The following is a 22,733-nucleotide window of genomic DNA, read 5'->3' as shown; positions in this document are numbered from 1 at the left end:
ATGGCCAAAGAAGGCTCGGTAGCCCCCAAGGAACGCATCAACGTCACCTTCAAACCCGCCACCGGCGGTGCTCAGGAAGAGATTGAACTGCCGCTGAAGCTGCTGGCAATCGGTGACTACACCCACCGCAAGGACGAACGCAAGATCGAAGATCGCAAGCCGATCAGCATCGACAAGGTGACCTTCGACGAGGTGTTGGCCAAGCAAGAGCTGAGCCTGTCGATGAACGTGCCGAACCGTCTGCAGGAAGAAGGCAGCACGGAAGAGTTGGGCGTGCAACTGCGCGTCAATTCGATGAAGGACTTCAACCCGGCCAGCCTGGTCGAGCAAGTGCCTGAGCTGAAAAAACTGATGGAACTGCGCGATGCGCTGGTGGCCCTCAAAGGCCCGCTGGGTAACGCCCCTGCGTTCCGTAAAGCCATCGAAGGCGTGCTCGCCGACGACGAATCCCGCGGTCGCGTACTCGGTGAGCTGGGCCTGAACGCCGCAGCCCCGGACGCCTGAACCCAGCAGCCAAGGAAGCCAACACAATGAGCACTAGCGCAGCACAAGAGAAAGGCGCCGCGAGCGGCGAGTACAGCATTCTCGACAGCATCATCGCCGAAACCCGTCTGACCCCGGACGACGAAGCCTACGACATCGCCAAACGCGGCGTGTCGGCCTTCATCGAAGAACTGCTCAAGCCGCAGAACAACGGTGAGCCGGTCAAGAAAGCCATGGTTGACCGCATGATCGCCGAGATCGATGCCAAGCTCAGCCGTCAGATGGACGAAATCCTGCACCACCCGGATTTCCAGGCGCTGGAATCGTCGTGGCGTGGTCTGCAGCTGCTGGTCGACCGCACCAACTTCCGCGAAAACATCAAGATTGAAATCCTCAACGTCTCCAAAGAAGACCTGCTGGACGATTTCGAAGATTCGCCGGAAGTCATGCAGTCGGGCCTGTACAAGCACATCTACACCGCTGAATACGGCCAGTTCGGTGGTCAGCCGGTGGGCGCGATCATCGCCAACTACTACATGTCGCCAAGCTCGCCTGACGTGAAACTGATGCAGTACGTGTCCAGCGTTGCCTGCATGTCTCACGCGCCGTTCATCGCTGCGGCCGGCCCGAAATTCTTCGGTCTGGAAAGCTTCACCGGCCTGCCGGATCTGAAAGATCTGAAAGACCACTTCGAAGGCCCGCAATTCGCCAAATGGCAGAGCTTCCGGACTTCGGAAGACTCCCGCTACGTTGGCCTGACCGTGCCGCGTTTCCTGCTGCGCAACCCGTACGACCCGGAAGAAAACCCGGTGAAATCGTTCGTGTACAAGGAAACCGTTGCCAACAGCCACGAGCACTACCTGTGGGGCAACACTGCTTACGCGTTCGGCACCAAGCTGACCGACAGCTTCGCCAAATTCCGCTGGTGCCCGAACATCATCGGCCCACAGAGCGGTGGCGCTGTTGAAGACCTGCCGCTGCACCATTTCGAAAGCATGGGCGAAATCGAAACCAAGATCCCTACCGAGGTTCTGGTCAGCGACCGTCGTGAATACGAACTGGCCGAGGAAGGCTTCATCTCCCTGACCATGCGCAAAGGCTCCGACAACGCGGCGTTCTTCTCCGCCAGCTCGGTGCAGAAGCCGAAGTTCTTCGGCATCAGCGCTGAAGGCAAGGCTGCAGAGCTGAACTACAAACTCGGCACTCAACTGCCGTACATGATGATCGTCAACCGCCTGGCTCACTACTTGAAAGTGCTGCAGCGCGAGCAACTCGGTTCGTGGAAAGAGCGTACCGACCTCGAGCTGGAACTGAACAAGTGGATCCGTCAGTACGTTGCCGACCAGGAAAACCCGAGCGCCGAAGTACGTGGCCGTCGTCCGCTGCGCGCTGCGCAAATCATCGTCAGCGACGTTGAAGGCGAGCCGGGCTGGTACCGCGTGAGCTTGAACGTGCGTCCGCACTTCAAGTACATGGGTGCCGATTTCACCCTGTCGCTGGTTGGCAAGCTGGACAAAGAGTAAGAGCGACTCATGGACGGATACGGCAGCCTTTTCGAACGCCTTAATGGCGACGCAGAAAAACGCAGTGGTTGGAGCCGCGAGGTTTCCGCCATGGCGTCCGTGGCTGCCCATCTGGCCAAAATGCTCAGCACCCGGGCCGGCAGCGTGCAAACGCTGTCCGACTACGGGTTGCCCGATCTCAATGACATGCGCCTGAGCCTGCACGACTCTCTGAGTCAGGCCCGCCTGGCCATCGAATGCTTCATCGAAGCCTACGAGCCGCGCCTGAGCAACGTGCGTGTCATTTCCCTGCCGCGTGATCACGATCAACTGCGCCTGGCCTTCAGCATCGAAGGCCTGCTGGAAGTTGATGGTTTCAAGCGACAGGTCAGTTTCGCCGCGCGCCTGGATGGCAGCGGTCAAGTGAAGGTCAACTAAGGAGATTCCCGATGTCTGGCAAACCCGCAGCACGCGTATCCGACCCCACCGCTTGCCCGCTCCCCGGCCACGGCACCAACCCGATCGCCGCCGGTTCCGGCGACGTGTTCTTCGACGGCCTCGCGGCCGCCCGCCAAGGCGATGCCTCGGCGTGTGGTGGTGCGATGTCGGGAGGTTTGGCGACCACTGTGTTGATCAACGGCAAACCTGCCGCGACGGTTGATTCGGTGGGGACACACGGCAACAAAGTTACAGCTGGATCCGGGACGGTGATTATCGGCAATTCGCATTCGCCTGTGGCGTTTGTGCCACCGTTGCCGGTGGAGATTCAGTGGCCGTTTAACGAGCACTTTGTGATCAATTGCCAAGAATCCGGGAAACCGCTGGCTGGTGTTGAATACACCCTCAAGACCTCCTCGGGAAAAGTTATCAATGGTGTGACTGGTGCAGACGGCAAGACTCAGAAAGTGTTCTCTGAAACGGCGGAAGCTGTGGAAATGATCATTCATCCGCAATCCAGGGTCGTGCTGGCTTAGGTTCCTTGAGCATCAACGGATATCAGAAAGGATTTTAAAATGGCGACAACAGTAGCATCGACCATGACTCCGGCTAACAATAAAACCGGACAGGCTGTAACTACGCGGCTGTATAAAATCACTGATATCCCGGACACCATGAATCAGATGAATTGGCCGGTCGCTGCTGCCTTGATGACGCATTGGTTCGAAGGGGAGCCGTGGCCAAATGAAGATGGCGGTATGGATGAAGAGGTAAAGAGTCATCGCCAGTTTGCGCCGCAAAAATATATCGAAGACTCTATCGTCAAAATGGATTGGGCGATGCAATTTGATCGAACAAAAAATGCGGTCGATCATCTGAGAAAGAACTGGAATAACACGCCGGCACTAAAAGAGATTAAAGCTAATATCAAGGCCGCCTTCGAGAGTAGCCCGGTTGGTGTTTATCCTCTTTCGTTTGGCGGCTCGGCAGTTAAGGCTGAAAAGTTTGGTTATTTTAACTTCGTTACAGTCAAGTTTGACCAGTGGGGCACTGATGATGTCAATGAATTAAGGGGCGCACTGGCAAACTTTAACGTTCATGTCATTGCAGAAGGGGCAGTTGAGGTTACGGAAAAGCGCATCGTGTTCATCCCGACCCAATTGGCTTTCTATCTTGAGGACTCCTATGACTTTAACGATGGCGGCATCGTAATCGTCAGCCAGGTATTGGGTTACTGGGGCTTTGGCGGATTAATCGCTGATCCTGTCGAAGGCATGAATACAAACCTGGAACTGAATAGAGAAATGAATAGTATCTACTTTGGTGCCGGTGCTGGCGCGACTCCCGAGCAGGTAGCCAGGAAAAAAGAAGACTCCGAGCGCCGATACCGTGAATTGGAAAGTAAACATTATCTGCTTGTGCAAAACAGTGACTTTCGCGAGTACCGGGACTCCGAGAAGAAGGGCGGTGATTTCCGTGTTTACTCGGATATTTTATATGAGCCTGTTGCAGCGGAACCCATAGAGATACTTGTCAAATGACCTCCACAAAAAAATACATTATGTGGGCAGTTGCCTGTGTTGTCGGGCTGGTTGCTTTTGCGGCGTTGGTGGTCATCGGTGTGTTAACGCGCGCGGCCTCTGTGTCAGATGTCAGTCCGTCCGGTAAATATATCATCGAGTCTGTCTCTGCAAGCTCTTTGCTTACGCCCAGGAACACCGTTTATTTGCGAATTAAAGATCGTGATCATGCGGATCAGGTTTACAGGTCGCCAATTTTTTCTCAAGACGCTCTTGATATGCGTTTTCGTGAAGATGAGGGGACGGTCGGAGTGGTATTTATTGAAATGGACAAAGCGACCAAAAAATACACGCTCTGGATATCGGGTACGGAAGAACATTGGCTGAATTTTGTTATCAGTAATACACCCTACGATATTTTGGAAAACTGATAGCCACATGAACAGCTACGTACGTCTCGCGTTATGCCTGTTAATTCACGTCATTGGATGCGTGGCTTACGTGTTTTTGAATGACGCGGTTGTTGTGGCCTACAAAGCATTCAACGGCGGGTTCACTACCCGTGGCGTGGGCATCGGTATCGCTCATTACATGTTTATTTATATTTTTTTCGCGGTGAACGCATTGGCCGCAGTTATCCCGAAATTATGGGCCAAGCTCGGTTTACTTGCGCTGATGGTTGCCTGGATTTTGTTCATGATGGCGCCCGACAACCCGTTGCGTGCGCTGTTCTACACCGTGGCCCAAGGCGGCGTCACGTTGTTGGCGATTTTGGTCACGCAGGTCATTGAGCTGCGCTGGGAAAAACGCGCGCTGATGCGGCAGACGTTGTCTGCGGGTCCTGTGCAGGAGGCGGTCGCATGAACCGCTCAAGTCGCCTCGGAATGATTTGGCTACAGCGCTTCGTAATGGCGATGGGCGCGCTCGCCTGTGTGCTCTATCTCGTGCTCAATAATTCTGTCACGCAGATGCTTTCCAACGCCTTGATGTTGCTCATGGACCGCGCCAATTTCATCCCGGCGGAGTCATCCATCTGGACCTTCGAACCATACGAAATCAATCAAGGCTCCTCATCCTACTGGCTCTATGGTGAGGATCGGGTCAACTTTTACTACTTTGCCTACACCCCCGAAAACGCTTACCGAGTGATCGCCAAAAGCAATCAATGTGCGGGCTTCGACAAGCGTGATGTGCGCACATGGTGCACGCCATGATGCCGTGGCTGCGGGTCTGGAAATGGCTCAATCACCTGCTGAGCCTGATCGGTGCGTTGGCCGTCATCGTGGTCGTGGTGTTCTGGGTCGGGTCGATTCGCAGCAAAGTTAAGCGAGTATTGCCCGAGTATCCCGATGCGGTGTGGCGCGGTGCGGAGGATGGTGGCGACTTCATCGAGATTACCCGGTCGGCGCCGCCGGACTATTTCGTTGAGGTTCGCTCAGAAGGCGGCAGTCTCGTCAGAGAAGGCTGGGTGCGCTTCGTCACCCACGATGACAAACCGTTGACGATGAACCGTGTCAGCGCTTCCGACGGTGAATACCTCTTCATCGACTCGTACGTGCCGATCACCGCAAGCAAGGGAGGGCAGACTCAGTGAAATTTCGCTCTTGCCAGACAGTGGTGCTGTCGGTTTGCCGAGCTGAGGATGGCGGCTCGCCAATGATCGACGCAGGGGACGAGATGCCCAAGCTCAGTCGCGCTCAACTGAGCTTCTTCATGGTCGCCTTGTGGTGGTCATTGTTGGTGGTGCTCGCGATTTCTTCCTACGACCTGTGGAGTGGCTTGTACACGACATACGATTCATCCCATACCTATTGGGAATTCCTCTTGTGGTGGGGTATTCCCGGGCTTTTGGGGTTTGCGCTCTGGATGTCTCGATCCGCGAAAAGCAGAACCGAACAACAAGCGCTGCGGATGGTCTGGTGGGCGCCCGTGAAGTTCATCCCCTTTTACATCGTGCCATGGGTGATTTATGGCGTGCGCTGTTTGATCGCTGGGCAGTCTCAAGACGCCTATATGGCGTTCGGCATGATCATGATTGTGCCTTACCTACTCATCGGCGGTTACGTGTGTGCCGCAGCAACGGTCGCGCTCTACAGGATATTTTTTTGATGCGTTCCACTACCAGGCAGGTACCCCGTGTCCTTTAACCACTACTACCAAAGCGAACTCACCGCACTGCGCCAACTCGGTCGCCGTTTCGCCGAGCGTAGTCCGGCGCTGGCACCGTATCTGGGGCAGGCCGGGCGGGATCCGGATGTGGAGCGGTTGCTGGAAGGCTTTGCGTTTCTCACCGGGCGTTTGCGCCAGAAGCTCGATGACGAACTGCCGGAACTCAGCCATTCGCTGATGCAATTGCTCTGGCCCAACTACATGCGCCCGCTGCCGGCGTTCAGCATTTTGCAGTTCGATCCGCTCAAGCGTTCGGGCCCTGCGCTGGTGGTCGAGCGTGATACGCCGGTGGAGAGCAAGCCGATCGAAGACGTGCGTTGCCGCTTCCGCACTTGCTACCCGACCGAGGTGTTGCCGCTGGATCTCGCGGCGTTGAATTACTCGGTGAAGGGCGACGGCTCGCTGCTGAGTCTGCGTTTGGAAATGAGTGCCGACGGCCACCTCGGTGAGTTGGAACTGAGCAAGCTGCGTCTGCACTTTGCCGGTGAGCGCTACATCAGCCAGATGCTTTACCTGAGCCTGCTGCGCAACCTCGAAGGCATTGAGCTGATCCCGCTCGACGGCGCCGGCAAGCCAATTGATGGCGTCAGCGGCAAGCCGATGGCGTTCAAGATTCCCGGTGACCGGGTCACCCCAGTGGGCTTTGCCGAAGAAGAAGCGTTGATCCCGTATCCACTGAACACCTTCCGTGGCTATCGCTACCTGCAGGAATACTTCGCCTTTCAGGACAAATTCCTCTTCGTCGACGTCAACGGTCTGGACATCCTCAACGCGCTGCCGCAGGACACCCTCAAGCAGATGCGCGGCCTGGAATTGCGCTTCGACATTCGCAAGAGCGGCATCCTGCGCATGCGCCCGACGCTGGATAACGTAAAGCTGTTTTGCACGCCAATCGCCAACCTGTTTGCCCACGATGCCTTGCCGATTCGTCTCGACGGCAAGCAGGACGAATACCTGCTGCTGCCGGCGGAATACGATCTGGAAAATTGCGGCGTGTTCTCGGTGGAAACCGTGACGGGCTGGAAGCCCGGCGGCCTCGGTTATCAGGAATACGTGCCGTTCGAATCCTTCGAGCACGACCCGAGTTTCGACGTGCCCAACAGCCGTCCGCATTACAGCATTCGCCAGCGCTCGTCCTTGCTGCACGACGGCCTCGACACTTATTTGAGCTTCGGCATTCGCCACACCGAAGCCCACGAAACCCTGTCGATCGAGCTGATTTGCACCAACCAGAATCTGCCGCGCAAGCTCAAGCTCGGCGACATCTGTGTGGCCTGCGAAGAGACGCCGGAGTTTCTCAGTTTCCGCAACATCACCCCGGCCACATCGAGTTTTGCGCCGCCGCTGAACCGTGACTTCCTGTGGAAGCTGATCAGCAACATGTCGCTTAACTATTTGTCGCTGGCCGACGTCAATGCGTTGAAGGTGATTCTCGAAACCTACGACCTGCCGCGCTACTACGACCAGCACGCAGAGAAGGTCAGCAAACGCCTGCTCGGCGGCCTGAAAAACATCAAGCATCACCACGTCGATCGCTTGCACCGTGGCTTGCCGGTACGCGGCTTGCGCACCGAGCTGACCATCGACCCGGAAGGGTACATCGGCGAAGGCGACCTGTTCGTTTTCGCTTCGGTTCTTAACGAGTTTTTCGCGCTTTACGCCAGTCTCAATTCATTCCACGAGCTGCGAGTAAAAAGCACACAGGGAGAGGTGTACCAATGGACACCACGTATGGGCCTGCAGCCCCTGCTTTAAGCGGGCTCACCAAGGCGATACGCGAGTACTCGCTGTTTCAGGCAGTGCTGCTGGTGATCGATCGGCTGCGCGAGGCACACCCGTACCTGAGCGAAGACGATTTGTACGATCAGCTGGAATTCCAGGCCAATCCGAGCCTGGGTTTTCCCGGCAGCGACGTCGATCGCGTGGAGTTTTTCGAAGAGCACGGGCAGATGCGCGCGCGCATGCGTTTCAACCTGATCGGCCTGGTCGGTTCCGGTTCGCCGCTGCCGGCGTTCTATGGCGAACAAGCCCTGGGCGATAGCGAAGACGGCAACCCGACGCGCAACTTCCTCGACCTGTTCCACCATCGTCTGCAACGGCTGATGCTGCCGATCTGGCGCAAATACCGCTACCGCGCAAGCTTCCAGAGCGGCGCGCTCGACCCGTTTTCGGCGCAGTTGTTTGCGCTGATTGGCCTCGGTGGCGAAGAGATCCGCAAAGCTAAAGAACTCAACTGGAAACGCCTGCTGCCGTACCTCGGTTTGCTCAGCCTGCGCGCGCACTCGGCGGCGCTGATCGAAGCCGTGCTGCGTTACTACTTCAAGCACGAAGACCTGGTCATCGAGCAGTGCATCGAGCGCCGCGTCGAGATTCTCGAAGAACAGCGCAATCGTTTGGGCCGCGCCAACAGCCTGCTCGGCGAAGACCTGGTGCTCGGCGAGCACGTGCGCGACCGCAGCGGCAAATTCCGCATTCATATCACCGAACTCGACTGGCAGCGATTCCATGAATTTCTGCCGATCGGTTTCGGCTACCAGCCGCTCTGCGCGCTGGTGCGGTTCACCCTGCGTGACCCGCTCGATTACGACATCCGCCTGGTGCTGCGCCAGGAAGAAATCCGCGAACTGCGCATCGGTGAGCAGAACGCCTGTCGCCTCGGTTGGACCAGTTGGCTGGGCCGCGAAAAAGCGGACGGCGTGGTGACCCTGGGCAGCAAAATTCATTAAGGACGTGAGCCATGATCAACGTAGACCTGCAACAACTCATCCAGGCGCTGGACGCCGAAACCCGTCGTGATCTGGAGCGTTCGGCCGAGCGTTGCGTCGCCCGTGGCGGTAGCAAAATTCTTGTCGAAGACTTGATGCTCGGCCTGCTGGAACGTCCGAACGGCTTGCTCGCCCGCGCGTTGCAAGACGCCGATGTCGACGCCGGTGAACTCAGCGCGGCGCTGCAATCGCGCGTCGAGCACAGCGCTTCGCGCAACCCGGTGTTCGCCCCGGAACTGGTGCAGTGGCTGCAAGATGCGTTGCTGGTGGCCAACCTCGAACTCGGTCAGACCCAGGTTGAAGACGCCGCGCTGATCCTCGCGCTGCTGCGCAACCCGATGCGTTACGCCGGCAGCCGTTATCAGCCGCTGCTCGCCAAGCTGAACATTGATCGCCTGAAAGAATTTGCCCTGTCGCAACAGGAGCAGCCGGCGGCCAATGGCAAACCGGCCGCGCAGGGCGAGTCGCTGTTGCAGCGTTTCACCCACAACCTGACCCAACAGGCCCGCGACGGTAAACTCGACCCGGTGCTGTGCCGTGACGGCGCGATTCGGCAGATGGTCGACATCCTCGCCCGTCGCCGCAAGAACAACCCGATCGTGGTCGGTGAGGCCGGTGTCGGCAAGACTGCCATCGTCGAAGGTCTGGCCTCGCGCATCGCTGCCGGTGAAGTGCCGCAAGTGCTCAAAGGCGTTGAACTGCTGTCGCTGGACATGGGCCTGTTGCAGGCCGGCGCCAGCGTCAAAGGTGAGTTCGAGCGTCGCCTCAAAGGCGTGATCGACGAAGTCAAAGCTTCGCCAAAACCGATCATTCTGTTTATCGACGAAGCGCATACGCTGATCGGCGCGGGCGGCAATGCTGGCGGTTCCGATGCGGCCAACCTGCTGAAACCGGCACTGGCCCGTGGCGAACTGCGCACCATCGCCGCCACCACGTGGGCCGAGTACAAGAAATACTTCGAGAAAGACCCGGCACTGGCCCGTCGTTTCCAACCGGTGCAATTACACGAACCGACCGTCAGCGAAGCGGTGACCATCCTCCGTGGTTTGGCCCAGGTTTATGAGAAAAGCCACGGTATCTATCTGCGTGATGACGCGGTGGTTTCGGCGGCGGAATTGTCCGCACGTTACCTGGCCGGTCGGCAACTGCCGGACAAAGCCGTCGATGTCCTCGACACCGCTTGCGCCCGCGTACGCATCAGCCTCGCCGCTGCCCCGGAAAGCCTGGAGCGTCTACGTGGCGAACTGGCTGAAGGTGGCCGTCAGCGTCAGGCCCTGCGCCGTGACGCCGAGGCCGGTCTGCTGATCGATCACGAAGCGCTGGAGGCTTTGGAAGCACGTCTCAACGACGCCGAAGACGAAATGGTCGCACTGGAAACCCAGTGGACTGAACAGAAAGCCTTGGCCGAGCGCCTGCTCGATCTGCGTCAGCAACTGGCCAAGGCCCGCGAAGCCGCTGCCGTTGAACCGGTGCTCAGCGTTGAAGAAGACGCCGAAGGCACCGTCATCGAAACCCTCGTCGCCGAGGTCGAAGAAGGCCAGAGCGTCGAAGCGCTGGAAGCGCAGCTCAACGAAACCCACAGCGCCCTGACCGCCGCCCAGGTCAAAGAACGTCTGGTCAGTTTCGAAGTGTGCCCGCGTCTGGTCGCCGAAGTGATCAGCGCCTGGACTGGCGTGCCGTTGGCGCAACTGGCCCGCGAGCACAACGCCAAAGTCGCCAGTTTCGCCACCGATCTGCGCACGCGCATTCGCGGTCAGGAACAAGCCGTGCACGCACTGGATCGCTCGATGCGCGCCACCGCTGCCGGCCTGAACAAACCTGATGCGCCAGTCGGTGTGTTCCTGCTGGTCGGCCCGAGCGGCGTCGGTAAAACCGAAACCGCGCTGGCCCTCGCTGACCTGCTGTACGGCGGCGACCGTTTCATCACCACCATCAACATGTCCGAGTTCCAGGAGAAGCACACCGTCTCGCGCCTGATCGGCGCACCGCCAGGCTACGTCGGTTACGGCGAGGGCGGCATGCTCACCGAAGCCGTGCGGCAGAAACCGTACTCGGTGGTGCTGCTCGATGAAGTCGAGAAGGCCGATCCGGACGTGCTCAACCTGTTCTACCAAATCTTCGACAAAGGCGTGGCCAACGACGGCGAAGGTCGCGAGATCGACTTCCGCAACACGTTGATCCTGATGACCTCGAACCTCGGCAGCGATCGCATCAGCGACCTTTGCGAAAACGGCGCACGGCCGACCGCCGAAGTGCTCGAAGAAACCATTCGCCCAGTGCTCAGCAAGCACTTCAAACCGGCGCTGCTGGCGCGGATGAAAGTGGTGCCGTACTACCCGGTCGGCGGCCCGGTATTGCGCGAGCTGATCGAGATCAAACTCGGTCGTCTCGGCGAGCGCCTCAACCGTCGTCAGCTGGATTTCAGCTGGTGCCAGAACCTCGTCGATCACCTGTCCGAGCGCTGCACGCAAAGCGACAGCGGTGCGCGCCTGATCGATCATCTGCTCGATCAACACGTGCTGCCACTGGTGGCCGATCGTCTGCTCGACGCCATGGCCACCGGTGAAAGCCTGAAGCGCGTGCACGCCACGCTCGACGGCGAAGCCAGTGTGACGTGCGAGTTCGCCTGAGGTGGGCGTGATGTTCACTCAAGTGCCGCAGCCGCTGGTGTATGCCGAAGCGTTGCTGGCGCAGTTCGCCAGTCTGTCGCGCGCGGCGGACGGTGCTGCGCTGCTGGGTGACTTCGTGCGCGGCTTGGCCGAGTTGAGCGGTTGCGAACTGGCGCAGTTGTATCTGCTCGACGCCACCCACACCTGCCTGGGGATGAACGCCGAATGCCTCGACGGCGCCCTGCAACCGCGTGAAGCGGCGAGCCTGCCGGCGGATTACAACGGTGAACAACTGCTGCAATTTGCCCTGTGCCAGAACCGCGTGGTGTGCCTCGACGACTTGAGCGGCAGCCTGCACGAAACCAGTTTTCTGCCGGCGGTGGCCTCGCCGTGGCAGTCGCTGTTGTGCGTGCCGCTGGTCAATCAGCACAAGGCTGTCGAAGGCTTGCTGCTCTGCGCCAGCCGCCGTCGCACCGACCTGCAAGGTTTCGCCGACTCGCTCGGTCAACTCGGCTCGTTCGTGCTCGGCCAACTGCATTTGCTCCAGCGTCTGCGTCAGCCTCGCGATGTATCGGCACCGGTGGCGCGCAGCGTGCCGAGCATCAGCGGTTACGGCTTGATTGGCAAAAGCACCGCGATGCGCCAGACCTACTCGCTGATCGGCAAAGTCCTGCACAGCCCGTACACCGTGCTGCTGCGTGGCGAAACCGGCACCGGCAAGGAAGTCGTCGCGCGGGCGATTCACGATTGCGGGCCGCGTCGCTCGCAGGCGTTCATCGTGCAGAACTGCGCGGCGTTCCCTGAAAACCTGCTGGAAAGCGAGTTGTTTGGCTATCGCAAAGGCGCCTTTACCGGCGCCGATCGCGACCGCGCCGGGCTGTTCGACGCGGCCAATGGCGGCACGCTGTTGCTCGATGAAATCGGTGATATGCCGCTGTCGCTGCAATCGAAATTACTGCGCGTGTTGCAGGAAGGCGAGATTCGTCCGCTGGGCTCCAACGACACGCACAAGATCGACGTGCGCATCATCGCCGCGACTCACCGCGATCTGTCGGTGCTGGTCAGCGAAGGCAAATTCCGCGAGGACTTGTACTACCGCCTCGCGCAATTTCCGATTGTGCTGCCGGCGTTGCGTCAGCGCGAAGGCGACATCCTCGACCTGGCGCGGCATTTCGCCGAAAAGGCCTGCGCGTATTTGCAGCGAGATCCGGTGCGCTGGTCGGACGCGGCGCTGGAGCATCTGGCGGGTTACACCTTCCCCGGCAACGTCCGCGAACTGAAAGCGCTGGTCGAACGCGCGGTGCTGTTGTGCGAGGGCGGCGAGTTGCTGGCCGAGCATTTCTCCCTGCGCATGGAGCCAATGCCCGAAGACAACAGCAGCCTGAATCTGCGCGAACGCCTGGAGCAGGTCGAGCGCACGTTGTTGCTCAACTGCCTGCGCAAAAACGACGGCAACCAGACCCTCGCCGCCCGCGAACTGGGCCTGCCCCGCCGCACGCTGCTATACCGCCTCGGCCGCCTGAATATCAATTTGGGTGACTTCGATGGTTGAGCAGAAATTGATCGCCTTGTCCCGCACTCCCACGGCCAATGAATTCCTTAAGGCTGTTGATTCCCCTGTGGCGAGGGGATTTATCCCCGTCCGGCTGCGCAGCAGCCGCAGTCCGGTAGATACGGTCTCACTGAAAGATCGCGCTGGCAGGTTATGGGGGCGCTGCGCACCCCATCGGGGACAAGTCCCCTCACCACAGGGGATCAACATTCCTCCCAAAAGTGGCTGGAGGCTGCGATCTAGAGCCCCCCAAACCAACAAATTCGCTAATAACGGCGCCGCCCGCAAGGGCCGGCGCTTTGTGCTTTGTCTACCCCTGGAGACCCTCTGATGTCTGTTCGTCACTGGCACGCAGTCCTGCTGACCCTCGTCGTTCTATGCGGCCTTGGCGGCTGTAGCGGCAACTACAAATTCAACGACAACGACTATCGCCCGCTGGGTGATCCGCAAGCGGCCAATCGCGGTAAGTGATTGCAAGGAGCAGCAAACATGGAATTGGTTTTCGAAATGCTGAACACCAAGCAATTCGTGCCCACCGAGTTGTGCCAGAAGACCTTCAAGCAGGCCGGCGGCGTGATCGGGCGAGGCGAGGATTGCGACTGGATCATCCCTGACCGCAAGCGTCACCTGTCCAATCACCACGCGATTGTCAGCTACCGCGAAGGCTCGTTTTTCCTGACCGACAGCAGCAGTAACGGCATTCAGGACGGCGGCAGCGGCGCGCGTCTGCACAAGGGCGAACCGGTGCGCATCGAGCACGGCAGCACCTACGTGCTGGGCGACTTCGAGATTCGTGCGCGACTGGTGCGTGACCCGGCCATGTTCGACGGTGAAGCCGGCCGTCCGCGCGCGGCGGGCAGCATCATTCCCGACGACGCGTTCCTCGACCTTGACCCGCTCAATGCCATCGAACAGCAAGAGCGCGTGTACTCGGAAATCGACGAACTGCTGGCGCCGACCGCCAAACCCGAGGATTCCCGTCAGCGTGCCGACTATGCGCGCATCGACATGGAAAGCCTGATGGTGCCGGAGCTGATCGCCGCCCCCGTCGAGCCTGAACCCGCGCCGGCGCCGAAGCCTGTTGAACGGCAAAGCGAAGGTTTCTGGGAGCACTTCGGCGCCGCGCTGGGTGTCGACGTCAAAAACCTCAACCACGACGAACGCGAAGCGCTGGCACTGAATGCCGCGCGTTTGCTGCGTCAGAGCGTCGGCGGTTTACAACAGAGCCTGCGCACCCGCTCGGAGCTGAAAAACGAGCTGCGTCTGGCGCAGACCATCGTCCAGGGCACCAACAAGAACCCGCTGAAATTCGCCGTCGATCCGAGCGAAGCGCTGGAGATTCTGTTGCAGCCAAGCAAACCCGGTCATCTGCCGGCCGAGCAAGCAATCTCCCGCGCGTTCCGTGATTTGCAGGCGCATCAAGTGGCGCTGCTGACCGCCAGCCGCGCCGCCGTTCGCGGCACGCTGGAGCACTTCTCGCCGGAGCAATTGACCCTGCGTTTCGAGCGCGACAACAAGCCGCTGATCGCAACATCGGGTGGGCGCTGGAGAGCGTTCGGCCGTTATCACCAGGCACTGCGTCAGGACGATGACTGGAGCGAGCGCCTGTTGGCCCGCGACTTCGCTCAGGCCTACGAAGAACAGATCCGCCTGATTTCCACCCTCCACACCGACCACCAAGGATGATGCGCATGTCTCGCCGCTCGACCGCTTTTTTCCAGACGCTGACTGCGCTCACTTTGCTGGCGTTGCTCGCCGGTTGCTCGTCGCTATCGCCGTATTCGAACGTGACCAAGGTCAACCTGAAACTGACTGGCAGCGATCAGTTGAACCCCGATCTCAACGGCCGTCCTTCGCCGATCGTGGTGCGCCTGTTCGAACTCAAACACCCGGTGACCTTCGAAAACGCTGACTTCTTCAGCCTCTACGAGCGCGCCAAGGAATCCCTCAACCCGGATCTGGTGGCCACCGAAGAACTCGAACTTCGCCCGGGTGAAACCGTCGAGTTGAAGCTCAGCGTGGAGGAGGGCAGCCGTTACGTGGGCGTGCTCGCCGCTTACCGCGATCTGCCGGAAACCGAGTGGCGCTACACCGTGCAGGTCACCCCGCAGGAACTCACCGAGGCTGATCTGACCCTCGATCAGACGGGTATCCGCAACAGCCAAGAAACGCTCGCCAAGGCGGATAACTGATCATGAATACCCATAAAGTCATTTGGCAGGAAGGCATGCTGCTGCGGCCGCAGCACTTCCAGCACAACGATCGCTATTACGATCACCAGATGAAAACCCGCACCCAGTTGCTGGGCAGTTACACCTGGGGTTTCCTCAATCTGGAGATCGACCTGCAGTTCCTCAACATGGGCAAACTGGTGGTCAGCCAGGCTTCGGGGATTCTTCCGGACGGCAGCCTGTTCGAGCTCGGTGGCAACACCGAACCGCTGGCGCTGGACGTACCGCCGAACACCGGCAACACCCCGATTTTTCTGGCGCTGCCGCTGGTCACCGGTAACCACATCGAGGCGCGCCGTCCGGAGCAGTCCGACGTGCTCGCGCGCTTCACCGCGTACGACGCTGAGGTAGCTGACTCCAACGCCGGCGACGATTCCGCCAGTCAGGTCAGCTGCGGTCGCCCGGATTTCAAACTGATGCTCGGCGAGCAGCAGAGCGATCAGGCGTATGTGAAGCTGAAAATCTGCGACGTGCTCGACACCACGCCCGACGGCGTGATCAGCCTCGATCCGGATTTCGTGCCGACCTACATTCAGGCTCACGCGTCCAGCTATCTGCTGTCGTGCCTGAAAGAAGTCATCAGCATGCTCAACCACCGTGGCGACACGATTGCCGAGCGGATTCGCTCCAACGGCAAGGTCGGCGGCGCTGAGGTTGGCGACTTCATGATGCTGCAACTGATCAACCGCACCGAGCTGCTGCTGCGTCACTATCTCGGTCTGGAGCAAGTGCATCCGGAAGAGTTGTACCGCACGCTGCTGACCATGCTCGGTGATCTGGCGACGTTCTCCGGCGAGAGCAAACGCCCGCGTCTGGACAGCCGTTATTCCCACGCCGATCAGGGCGGCAGCTTCCGCAAACTGATGGAAGCGATTCGTCAGGTGCTGTCGATGGTGCTCGAACAGCACGCCATCGAACTGATCCTGCAAGCGCGTCAGTACGGCATCATCGTTTCGCCGTTGCACGACCACAAACTGCTCGGCACCGCGTCGTTCGTGCTGGCAGCGAGTGCCAACTGCGATTCCGAAGAACTGCGCCACCGCTTGCCGGCGCACCTCAAGGTCGGCCCGGTGGAGCGCATCCGCCAACTGGTCAACCTGCATTTGCCGGGGATCAAGGTCAAACCGTTGCCGGTGGCCCCGCGGCAGATCGCGTTCCACTCCAACAAAACCTATTTCATTCTCGAACTCAGTTCCGAAGACCTGGCACAACTGGAACGCTCCGGCGGTTTCGCGTTCCACGTGTCCGGCGAATTCGCCGAGCTTGAACTGAAATTCTGGGCCATCAGGAACTGACCGACATGATCAAGGACATGGAACACAACCAGGACGACAAAACCGTCCTGCTCGACCGTCAGGGCCACGGCCCGGCGTCGAGTCCGCTGACCGACTTCGCCGCGCCACCGCGCTTCGAACAACTGGAAGAACGGATGATCTACGCCGCGCGCCTGCGCCCGGCAGAGTCGTTCAATATCAGCCTCAATTCGCTGGTGGCGGCGTCCTCCGATTTGCTCTCGGAAGTGGTGCGCCTCAAGCACAGCGAAAGCCGCGAAGACTTGTACGCGCTCAACGAGCGCCTGACCGCCGGGCTCAAGTTGTTTGAAGTGCGCGCCCTGCACAACGGCGCCGAAAGCAGTCAGGTGATGGCCGCGCGTTACGTGCTCTGCACCGTGGTCGACGAAGCCGTCGTGACTACTCCGTGGGGCAACGAGAGCGAGTGGTCGCAGATGAGCCTGCTCAGCAGCTTCCACAACGAAACCTTCGGCGGTGAGAAGTTTTTCCAGCTGCTCGATCGGCTGTCGAAAAACCCGGTCAAACACCTGCCGATGCTTGAGCTGATGTATCTGTGCCTGTCCCTCGGTTTCGAGGGCAAGTACCGCGTACAGGCACGCGGCATGCTCGAACTCGAAGGCATCCGCGACGCCTTGTACCGTCAGATTCGTCAGTTGCGTGGCGACGTGCCGCGCGAGTTGTCGCCGCACTGGGAAGGCCTCAACGATCAGCGCCGCAGTCTGGTGCGCATCGTGCCGGCGTGGATGGTGGTGTTGTTCACGCTGGTCTGTCTGGTGGTGATGTATTCGGGCTTCGCCTGGGTTCTGGGCGAGCAGCGCGACACCGTTCTGCAACCTTATCAGCCGCTTGATCCGGCCGCGGTGCAACCGCAGTCGCAGCCGTAAACAGGGACGTGTGATGAAAAAGTTTTTCAAGAAAGTCGGCGCCTTCCTGCGCCAGACCTGGGTCTGGACTCTGCTGCTGGTGCTGTTCGTGGCGCTGTTGGTGTGGTTCGTCGGCCCGTTGTTGGCGGTCGATGACTACAAGTTCTGGGAGAGCCCGACCTCCCGCCTGCTGACCATTGCCGTGCTGTTCCTGATCTGGGGCCTGGTCATGGTCTTCGTCAGCTGGCGCGCCGGTATCCGCAAGAAAGCCGAAGAAGAAAGCGAAGACGGTCAGGATCGCATCCGCCGTGAAGAGTTGATCGACGAAGAGCAGAAAGAGTTGAAGGCGCGCTTCAAAGACGCGCTGAAAACCCTGAAGACGTCCAGCCTCTATCGTGGCCGCAGCGAGCGCTGGCGCAGTGACTTGCCGTGGTATCTGCTGATCGGCCCGCAGGGTTCCGGCAAGACCAGTCTGCTGGACTTTTCCGGTCTGGAATTCCCGATCAACAAAATCGACCGCAAGCTGACCCGCGACACCCTCGGCACCCGTCATTGCGACTGGTACTTCGCCGATCACGGTGTGCTGATCGACACCGCCGGCCGTTACCTGACGCAGCCTGACGCCGAAGTCGACAGCAGCGCCTGGACGACCTTGCTCGAGTTGCTGCGCAAGCGCCGCCGTGGCCGTCCGTTGAATGGTGTGCTGGTGACCATTCCGGTGGAAACCCTGCTCGGCGGTAGCGAGCAAGACATCGACACCCTCGCGCGTCAGGTGCGTGGCCGTCTGCAAGACGTGCATCAGAAACTGCACGTCGACGTGCCGGTGTATCTGGTGCTGAGCAAGGCTGACAAGCTGCTGGGCTTCGACGAATTCTTCGATCAGCTGAGCCGTGAAGAAAGCGATCAGGTGCTCGGCACCAGTTTCCGCAAGGATCAGGTCGGCACCGACGTCGCGGTACTGCGCAACGAATTCGAAGAGCTGCTGCGTCGCCTCAACAGCCAGGTGATCATGCGCATGCACTCCGAGCGCGATACTCAGCGCCGTGGCCGCATCCTCGACTTCCCGCATCAACTCGGGCAGATCGGCGAGCGCCTGTGCCTGTTCGTCGACATGGCGTTCACTGGCAACCGTTATCAGCGTGCCACGCAACTGCGTGGTTTCTACCTGACCAGCGCACCGCACCTGACCCAGGAAATGGATTCGACCACCGCCGGCATCGGCGCGAGTCTGGGCATGAGCGCCGGTGTATTGCCGACGCTGCGCAGCGGTCGTTCGCGCTTCATTCACCACTTGCTCAGCCGTGTGATCTTCCCCGAGGCCGATCTGGCCGGTCTCGACAAGCGTGAACGCAGCCGCATCCATTGGGGCCAGCGTGCGTTGTACATCGGCGCACTGGCGTCGTTGGCGCTGTTCGGCGTGCTCTGGGCCGGTGGTTTCTCGGCCAACTACGAGCGTCTGGAAAACCTTCGTACGCTGGCGCAAAACTGGACGCAGCAACGTTCGGCACTGACCCCGCGAGATGACGCGATGGGCGTGCTGAAAACCCTCGACACCAGTTATGCCGCGACCCAGGTGTTCCCGAAAAAGGGCGACGTGTCGTACCACGAGCGTGGCGGTCTGTATCAGGGCGAAGACGTCAATCCGCCGGTCGCCGACGCCTACGAGCGTGAGCTGCAAGCGCAGTTGCTGCCACGGGTTGCTTCGCAGCTCGAAGGGCAGATCCGCGCCAACCTGCAGGATCGCGAAAAGCTGCTGAACAGCCTGCGCGCGTACCTGATGCTGAACATGAAGGATCGTCGCGACGCGGCGTGGCTCAAGGACTGGATCGCCACTGACTGGTCGCAGCGCTACACCGGCAACACCGCGGTGCAGAACGGTCTGAATACTCACCTCGAACGCCTGCTCAAGCAGCCTTTTATCTATCCGCTTAACGACCAGTTGGTCGCGCAGGCGCGGCAGGTATTGCGCAGCGAATCGCTGGCCAACGTCGTGTATCGCATGCTCCGCGAGCAGGCGCGTAACCTGCCGGAATACCGTTTCAGCCAACACCTCGGCCCACAAGGCTCGTTGTTTATCGGCACTGATTACGTGATTCCGGGCTTCTACACCCAAGTGGGTTATCAGCAGTATTTCTCGGTGCAAGGCGCGACTCTGGTCACCGACATCCTGCGTGACAACTGGGTGCTGGGCGAAGGCGCGGGCATCAGCGACATGGACTTGCGTCGTCTGATGGTCGAGCTTGAGCAGTTGTATTTCCGTGACTACGCCAACTACTGGAGCGAAGCCGTTGGCCAGGTGGCACTGCCGCCGATCAACGACGCCGGTGAAGGCGCCGAGCAACTGGCGGGCCTGACCTCGGCCAACTCGCCGGTGCTCGCCTTGCTCACGGAAGTGCGCGAGAACACCCGCTTCCAGGCTGTTGCTGACCCGGTGGATCAAGCCGCCGATGCGGCTGATGCGCTGGCCGAGCAGAAAGGCAAACTGGGCAAGGTCGGTAAACTGGCGGCCGCCGCAGCAGACAAGGCTTCGGCCCTGACCGTTGCGAAGAACCTGCCGGACACCGCGAAGAAGTCGCTGCAACGTCGCTTCGAGCCGCTGCATCGTTTGCTCGATGACAACAACGGCCCGGCCGCTGACCTGACGCCGGCGCTCAACGCGCTCAACGACCTGCAACTGCAACTGGCCAGCCTGGCCCGTTCCAGTTCGCCGGAACAAGCCGCGTTCGAACTGGCGAAAACCCGCATGAGCGGCCAGCGTGATGCGCTGACCAACCTGCGCAATGCGTCCGGTCGTCTGCCGCGTCCGCTGAGCGTGTGGTTCAACGTGCTGGCCGAAGACTCGTGGCGTCTGGTGCTGAACGATGCGTACCAATACATGAACGGCCGTTATCAAAACGAGCTGTACAGCGTGTATGGCAAAACCATCAGCAAGCGTTATCCGTTCAGCGCTACCAGCACCAGCGACGTGGCGATCGCCGACTTCCGCGAGTTCTTCAAGGATCAAGGCATCGCTGACCGTTTCTTCGACAACTACATGCGTCCGTTCGTCAGTGGCGATCCGGGCAACTACCGCATGCGTAGCGTCGATGGCCACAGCCTGCCGGTGTCCAAGGTTTACCTCGATCAAATGGCCGCCGCACTGACCATTCGCAAGAGCTTCTTCTCGATCAACCCGGCCGAGCCGACCGTGCAGTTCAAACTCGAGCCGTACACCCTCGATCCGGCGGTCAGCCGTTCCGAGTTCAAGTTCGGCGACAAGACCATCGAATACCGTCACGGCCCGATTGTGCCGGTGTCGTTCAAATGGCCAACCGATGCTGAAGACGGTCGCACCAGTCTGGTGATGGACAAGATGTCGGGGCGTCCGATCGGCATCGAGAAAAACTCCGGCCCGTGGTCGCTGTTCCGTCTGTTTGATCTGATGCAGACCGAGTACCTCAACGGTCGCGACGTGCTGGTGCTGAAAGCTGACGTGGGTGGCCTGCGCGCCAACTACCTGCTGACCAGCCAACGCTCGCCGAACCCGTTCGACATGGGCGTACTGCGCACCTTCCGTATGCCGGTGCAGCTCTGATGCTCGTGGCCAGTGCCTGGCGCAGCGCGGCGCGTACCGACCCGGGCAAGGTGCGGGCGCGCAACGAAGATGCCTTCCTCGACTCACCACAGCAGGGGCTGTGGGTGGTCGCGGACGGCATGGGCGGTCATCAGGGTGGCGACATCGCCAGCCAGTTGATCGTCGCCAGCCTGGCTGAACTGCCGCAACACGACGACTTCGACGAACGCCTCAAAGCCATTCGCCAGTGCCTGCATTGGGTGAACCGGCGTTTAGGGCAGGAGTTGACCGTCACCGCCGGCCGTCACGACAGCGTCATGGGCAGCACCGTCGTGGCGCTGCTGGTGGAAGGCAATCGCGCGGCCTGCATCTGGGCCGGCGACAGCCGTTGTTATCTGTGGCGCGGGCAGCGTCTGTATCAGCTGTCCAAAGACCATTCGCTGCAACAGCAACTGATCGACGAACAGAAAATGAGCGTTGATCAAGCGGCGGCGCACCCGGCGGCTCATGCCTTGACCCGAGCCGTCGGCGCGGCCGAACAACTGACCCTGGATGTCCTCGAACTCGAGGTCTATCCGGGCGATGCGTTTTTGCTTTGCAGCGATGGTTTGTACCAAGGCCTGAGCAGCGATGCCCTCGGCAACGCCCTCAGTCTCAGCGCGCCGCACGTGGCGCTGGAACGTTTGTTCGACGGCGCCCTGCGGGGCTCCGCGCGGGACAACCTGACTGCCGTGGTGATCCGCCAATGAGTGAAATCGAATCGCCAATCGATGACCTGTTGATCAGCGAAGAACAGGCCAGCAACCTGACCTACTTCGCCTTCGCCAAGTCGCACAATGCCGAGCCTGCGCTGGCCCCTAAAAAGGCCAGCATCGGTGTGCTGCCCGATGTGTTGGCCGGTCGCTACCGCCTCGAGCGGCTGCTCGGGGCTGGTGGCATGGGCGCGGTTTACCGGGCGCGGGATCTGCTGCACGAACAGTTTGGCGATCCCGACCCTTACGTTGCGCTGAAAATCCTCAGCGAAGAATTTGCCGAATCGCCGGACGCCAGTGCCTTGCTCTACAGCGAGTTCGCCCTGACCCGACGCCTGCGCCACGACAACGTCGTGCGTGCACACACTTTTGAAGTCGACACCGACTGCCAGCGGGCCTTTATCACCATGGAATACATGCGTGGCCTGACCCTGGACAAATTGCTCTGCGAGCGGCCCCTCGGCCTGCCGTGGAAAGAACTGCGCGACATCGTCCTGCCGCTGCTCGACACGTTGGCGTATGCCCACGGTCGCGGCGTGCTGCACGGTGATCTGAAACCGAGCAACGTCATGCTCAGCGAAGACGGCCTGCGCCTCTTCGACTTCGGCCTCGGTCAAGCGGAGGAGGGTGTGCTGCCCGGCCTGCCGCATCTGAGCCGTGAACGTTTTAACGCCTGGACACCGGGCTACGCCGCCCCCGAACTGCTTGAAGGCCAACCGTTGTCGGCCGGCGCGGACGTGTACGGCGTGGCCTGCGTGATTTACGAACTGGCGGGCGGCAAGCCGCCGTTCCGCCGCGTGGCCTCGACCCTGGCCCGCGACGAACACCTGGAGCGCGAGCTGCACGCGCCGAAAAACCTACCGAAACACTGCTGGCCCGCGCTGCGCAAAGCGCTGAGCTTCAATGCGGCAGAACGCAGCATCACTGCCGGCCAATTGCGTGACGCCATGAGCGCCACTTCGTCCTGGCGGCAACGCCTGCGTTTTCGGGCGTAACGGATGACA

22 protein-coding genes are annotated in these 22,733 nt (G+C 60.1%); all 22 read left to right on the top strand.

Annotated features, from left to right (window positions below; all coding sequences use genetic code 11):
- The 22 genes from tssB (at position 1) to GVL50_RS17210 (ending at position 22,724) form a co-directional block, all read left to right on the top strand.
- Positions 1 to 504 carry a type VI secretion system contractile sheath small subunit gene (tssB, locus tag GVL50_RS17320; protein WP_053125115.1) on the top strand — a complete coding sequence of 168 codons (504 nt, stop codon included), beginning with the start codon at positions 1 to 3 and terminating at the stop codon, positions 502 to 504.
- Between the two features lie 26 nt (positions 505 to 530).
- Complete coding sequence (tssC, locus tag GVL50_RS17315) at positions 531 to 2,006, top strand: type VI secretion system contractile sheath large subunit (RefSeq protein WP_042561804.1); 1,476 nt, start codon at positions 531 to 533, stop codon at positions 2,004 to 2,006.
- Between the two features lie 9 nt (positions 2,007 to 2,015).
- A complete protein-coding gene (gene tssE, locus GVL50_RS17310) occupies positions 2,016 to 2,423 on the top strand; it encodes a type VI secretion system baseplate subunit TssE (protein ID WP_053125113.1) in 408 nt (135 codons plus the stop codon).
- 11 nt (positions 2,424 to 2,434) lie between these two features.
- A complete protein-coding gene (locus GVL50_RS17305) occupies positions 2,435 to 2,959 on the top strand; it encodes a PAAR domain-containing protein (RefSeq protein ID WP_159814447.1) in 525 nt (174 codons plus the stop codon).
- A 39-nt stretch (positions 2,960 to 2,998) separates the two neighbouring features.
- Entirely contained in the window at positions 2,999 to 3,964 is a 966-nt protein-coding gene (locus GVL50_RS17300; RefSeq protein WP_159814445.1) for a DUF6402 family protein, read from the top strand.
- Positions 3,961 to 4,374: a hypothetical protein gene (locus tag GVL50_RS17295; protein ID WP_159814443.1), complete on the top strand. Its 414-nt coding sequence runs from the start codon at positions 3,961 to 3,963 to the stop codon at positions 4,372 to 4,374. The genes GVL50_RS17300 and GVL50_RS17295 overlap by 4 nt, the downstream gene beginning before the upstream one ends.
- 7 nt (positions 4,375 to 4,381) lie before the next feature.
- On the top strand, positions 4,382 to 4,807 hold the full coding sequence (locus GVL50_RS17290) for a hypothetical protein (protein ID WP_159814441.1): 426 nt from the start codon (positions 4,382 to 4,384) through the stop codon (positions 4,805 to 4,807).
- Positions 4,804 to 5,157, top strand: coding sequence for a hypothetical protein (locus GVL50_RS17285; protein ID WP_159814439.1), 354 nt, complete (start codon positions 4,804 to 4,806; stop codon positions 5,155 to 5,157). Before GVL50_RS17290 ends, GVL50_RS17285 begins: the two co-directional genes overlap by 4 nt.
- Positions 5,154 to 5,537, top strand: coding sequence for a hypothetical protein (locus GVL50_RS17280; protein ID WP_159814437.1), 384 nt, complete (start codon positions 5,154 to 5,156; stop codon positions 5,535 to 5,537). The genes GVL50_RS17285 and GVL50_RS17280 overlap by 4 nt, the downstream gene beginning before the upstream one ends.
- 62 nt (positions 5,538 to 5,599) lie before the next feature.
- Positions 5,600 to 6,052, top strand: coding sequence for a hypothetical protein (locus tag GVL50_RS17275; protein WP_159814492.1), 453 nt, complete (start codon positions 5,600 to 5,602; stop codon positions 6,050 to 6,052).
- 27 nt (positions 6,053 to 6,079) lie between these two features.
- Positions 6,080 to 7,867 (top strand): type VI secretion system baseplate subunit TssF, encoded by a 1,788-nt coding sequence (gene tssF / locus GVL50_RS17270; RefSeq protein WP_053125099.1) that lies wholly within the window; start codon positions 6,080 to 6,082, stop codon positions 7,865 to 7,867.
- Positions 7,831 to 8,838 carry a type VI secretion system baseplate subunit TssG gene (tssG, locus tag GVL50_RS17265; RefSeq protein ID WP_053125097.1) on the top strand — a complete coding sequence of 336 codons (1,008 nt, stop codon included), beginning with the start codon at positions 7,831 to 7,833 and terminating at the stop codon, positions 8,836 to 8,838. Before tssF ends, tssG begins: the two co-directional genes overlap by 37 nt.
- A gap of 11 nt (positions 8,839 to 8,849) precedes the next feature.
- Positions 8,850 to 11,507, top strand: a complete 2,658-nt coding sequence (tssH, locus tag GVL50_RS17260) for a type VI secretion system ATPase TssH (protein ID WP_159814435.1) — start codon at positions 8,850 to 8,852, stop codon at positions 11,505 to 11,507.
- Between the two features lie 10 nt (positions 11,508 to 11,517).
- The gene (locus tag GVL50_RS17255) at positions 11,518 to 13,038 is read left to right on the top strand and encodes a sigma-54-dependent Fis family transcriptional regulator (protein WP_053125093.1); all 1,521 of its coding nucleotides are present in this window, start codon (positions 11,518 to 11,520) and stop codon (positions 13,036 to 13,038) included.
- A 330-nt stretch (positions 13,039 to 13,368) separates the two neighbouring features.
- The gene (locus GVL50_RS17245) at positions 13,369 to 13,509 is read left to right on the top strand and encodes a hypothetical protein (RefSeq protein WP_053125091.1); all 141 of its coding nucleotides are present in this window, start codon (positions 13,369 to 13,371) and stop codon (positions 13,507 to 13,509) included.
- 18 nt (positions 13,510 to 13,527) lie between these two features.
- Entirely contained in the window at positions 13,528 to 14,724 is a 1,197-nt protein-coding gene (gene tagH / locus GVL50_RS17240; RefSeq protein ID WP_159814430.1) for a type VI secretion system-associated FHA domain protein TagH, read from the top strand.
- Between the two features lie 5 nt (positions 14,725 to 14,729).
- Positions 14,730 to 15,230: a type VI secretion system lipoprotein TssJ gene (gene tssJ, locus GVL50_RS17235; protein WP_053125087.1), complete on the top strand. Its 501-nt coding sequence runs from the start codon at positions 14,730 to 14,732 to the stop codon at positions 15,228 to 15,230.
- A gap of 2 nt (positions 15,231 to 15,232) precedes the next feature.
- Entirely contained in the window at positions 15,233 to 16,564 is a 1,332-nt protein-coding gene (gene tssK / locus GVL50_RS17230) for a type VI secretion system baseplate subunit TssK (protein ID WP_053125085.1), read from the top strand.
- A gap of 5 nt (positions 16,565 to 16,569) precedes the next feature.
- Positions 16,570 to 17,445 carry a type IVB secretion system protein IcmH/DotU gene (gene icmH / locus GVL50_RS17225; RefSeq protein WP_053125083.1) on the top strand — a complete coding sequence of 292 codons (876 nt, stop codon included), beginning with the start codon at positions 16,570 to 16,572 and terminating at the stop codon, positions 17,443 to 17,445.
- A gap of 13 nt (positions 17,446 to 17,458) precedes the next feature.
- Entirely contained in the window at positions 17,459 to 20,998 is a 3,540-nt protein-coding gene (gene tssM, locus GVL50_RS17220; protein ID WP_159814428.1) for a type VI secretion system membrane subunit TssM, read from the top strand.
- A complete protein-coding gene (locus GVL50_RS17215) occupies positions 20,998 to 21,726 on the top strand; it encodes a PP2C family serine/threonine-protein phosphatase (RefSeq protein ID WP_053125079.1) in 729 nt (242 codons plus the stop codon). Before tssM ends, GVL50_RS17215 begins: the two co-directional genes overlap by 1 nt.
- Positions 21,723 to 22,724: a serine/threonine-protein kinase gene (locus tag GVL50_RS17210; protein ID WP_159814426.1), complete on the top strand. Its 1,002-nt coding sequence runs from the start codon at positions 21,723 to 21,725 to the stop codon at positions 22,722 to 22,724. The genes GVL50_RS17215 and GVL50_RS17210 overlap by 4 nt, the downstream gene beginning before the upstream one ends.
- Positions 22,725 to 22,733 lie beyond the last annotated feature (9 nt).

Origin of the sequence: Pseudomonas sp. 18058 (genome assembly GCF_902706155.1) — a bacterium.
Taxonomy (GTDB): domain Bacteria; phylum Pseudomonadota; class Gammaproteobacteria; order Pseudomonadales; family Pseudomonadaceae; genus Aquipseudomonas; species Aquipseudomonas rustica.
This window is presented reverse-complemented; position numbering and strand designations above follow the sequence as displayed.

Coding starts and splice junctions, on each gene's coding strand:
- GVL50_RS17300 (WP_159814445.1), top strand. CDS start 2,999: ATGGCGACAACAGTAGCATCGACCATGACTCCGGCTAACAATAAAACC.
- tssK (WP_053125085.1), top strand. CDS start 15,233: ATGAATACCCATAAAGTCATTTGGCAGGAAGGCATGCTGCTGCGGCCG.
- GVL50_RS17295 (WP_159814443.1), top strand. CDS start 3,961: ATGACCTCCACAAAAAAATACATTATGTGGGCAGTTGCCTGTGTTGTC.
- GVL50_RS17280 (WP_159814437.1), top strand. CDS start 5,154: ATGATGCCGTGGCTGCGGGTCTGGAAATGGCTCAATCACCTGCTGAGC.
- GVL50_RS17285 (WP_159814439.1), top strand. CDS start 4,804: ATGAACCGCTCAAGTCGCCTCGGAATGATTTGGCTACAGCGCTTCGTA.
- tssE (WP_053125113.1), top strand. CDS start 2,016: ATGGACGGATACGGCAGCCTTTTCGAACGCCTTAATGGCGACGCAGAA.
- tagH (WP_159814430.1), top strand. CDS start 13,528: ATGGAATTGGTTTTCGAAATGCTGAACACCAAGCAATTCGTGCCCACC.
- tssJ (WP_053125087.1), top strand. CDS start 14,730: ATGTCTCGCCGCTCGACCGCTTTTTTCCAGACGCTGACTGCGCTCACT.
- tssM (WP_159814428.1), top strand. CDS start 17,459: ATGAAAAAGTTTTTCAAGAAAGTCGGCGCCTTCCTGCGCCAGACCTGG.
- tssH (WP_159814435.1), top strand. CDS start 8,850: ATGATCAACGTAGACCTGCAACAACTCATCCAGGCGCTGGACGCCGAA.
- tssB (WP_053125115.1), top strand. CDS start 1: ATGGCCAAAGAAGGCTCGGTAGCCCCCAAGGAACGCATCAACGTCACC.
- GVL50_RS17210 (WP_159814426.1), top strand. CDS start 21,723: ATGAGTGAAATCGAATCGCCAATCGATGACCTGTTGATCAGCGAAGAA.
- GVL50_RS17255 (WP_053125093.1), top strand. CDS start 11,518: ATGTTCACTCAAGTGCCGCAGCCGCTGGTGTATGCCGAAGCGTTGCTG.
- GVL50_RS17215 (WP_053125079.1), top strand. CDS start 20,998: ATGCTCGTGGCCAGTGCCTGGCGCAGCGCGGCGCGTACCGACCCGGGC.
- tssC (WP_042561804.1), top strand. CDS start 531: ATGAGCACTAGCGCAGCACAAGAGAAAGGCGCCGCGAGCGGCGAGTAC.
- tssG (WP_053125097.1), top strand. CDS start 7,831: ATGGACACCACGTATGGGCCTGCAGCCCCTGCTTTAAGCGGGCTCACC.
- GVL50_RS17275 (WP_159814492.1), top strand. CDS start 5,600: ATGATCGACGCAGGGGACGAGATGCCCAAGCTCAGTCGCGCTCAACTG.
- GVL50_RS17305 (WP_159814447.1), top strand. CDS start 2,435: ATGTCTGGCAAACCCGCAGCACGCGTATCCGACCCCACCGCTTGCCCG.
- GVL50_RS17245 (WP_053125091.1), top strand. CDS start 13,369: ATGTCTGTTCGTCACTGGCACGCAGTCCTGCTGACCCTCGTCGTTCTA.
- GVL50_RS17290 (WP_159814441.1), top strand. CDS start 4,382: ATGAACAGCTACGTACGTCTCGCGTTATGCCTGTTAATTCACGTCATT.
- icmH (WP_053125083.1), top strand. CDS start 16,570: ATGATCAAGGACATGGAACACAACCAGGACGACAAAACCGTCCTGCTC.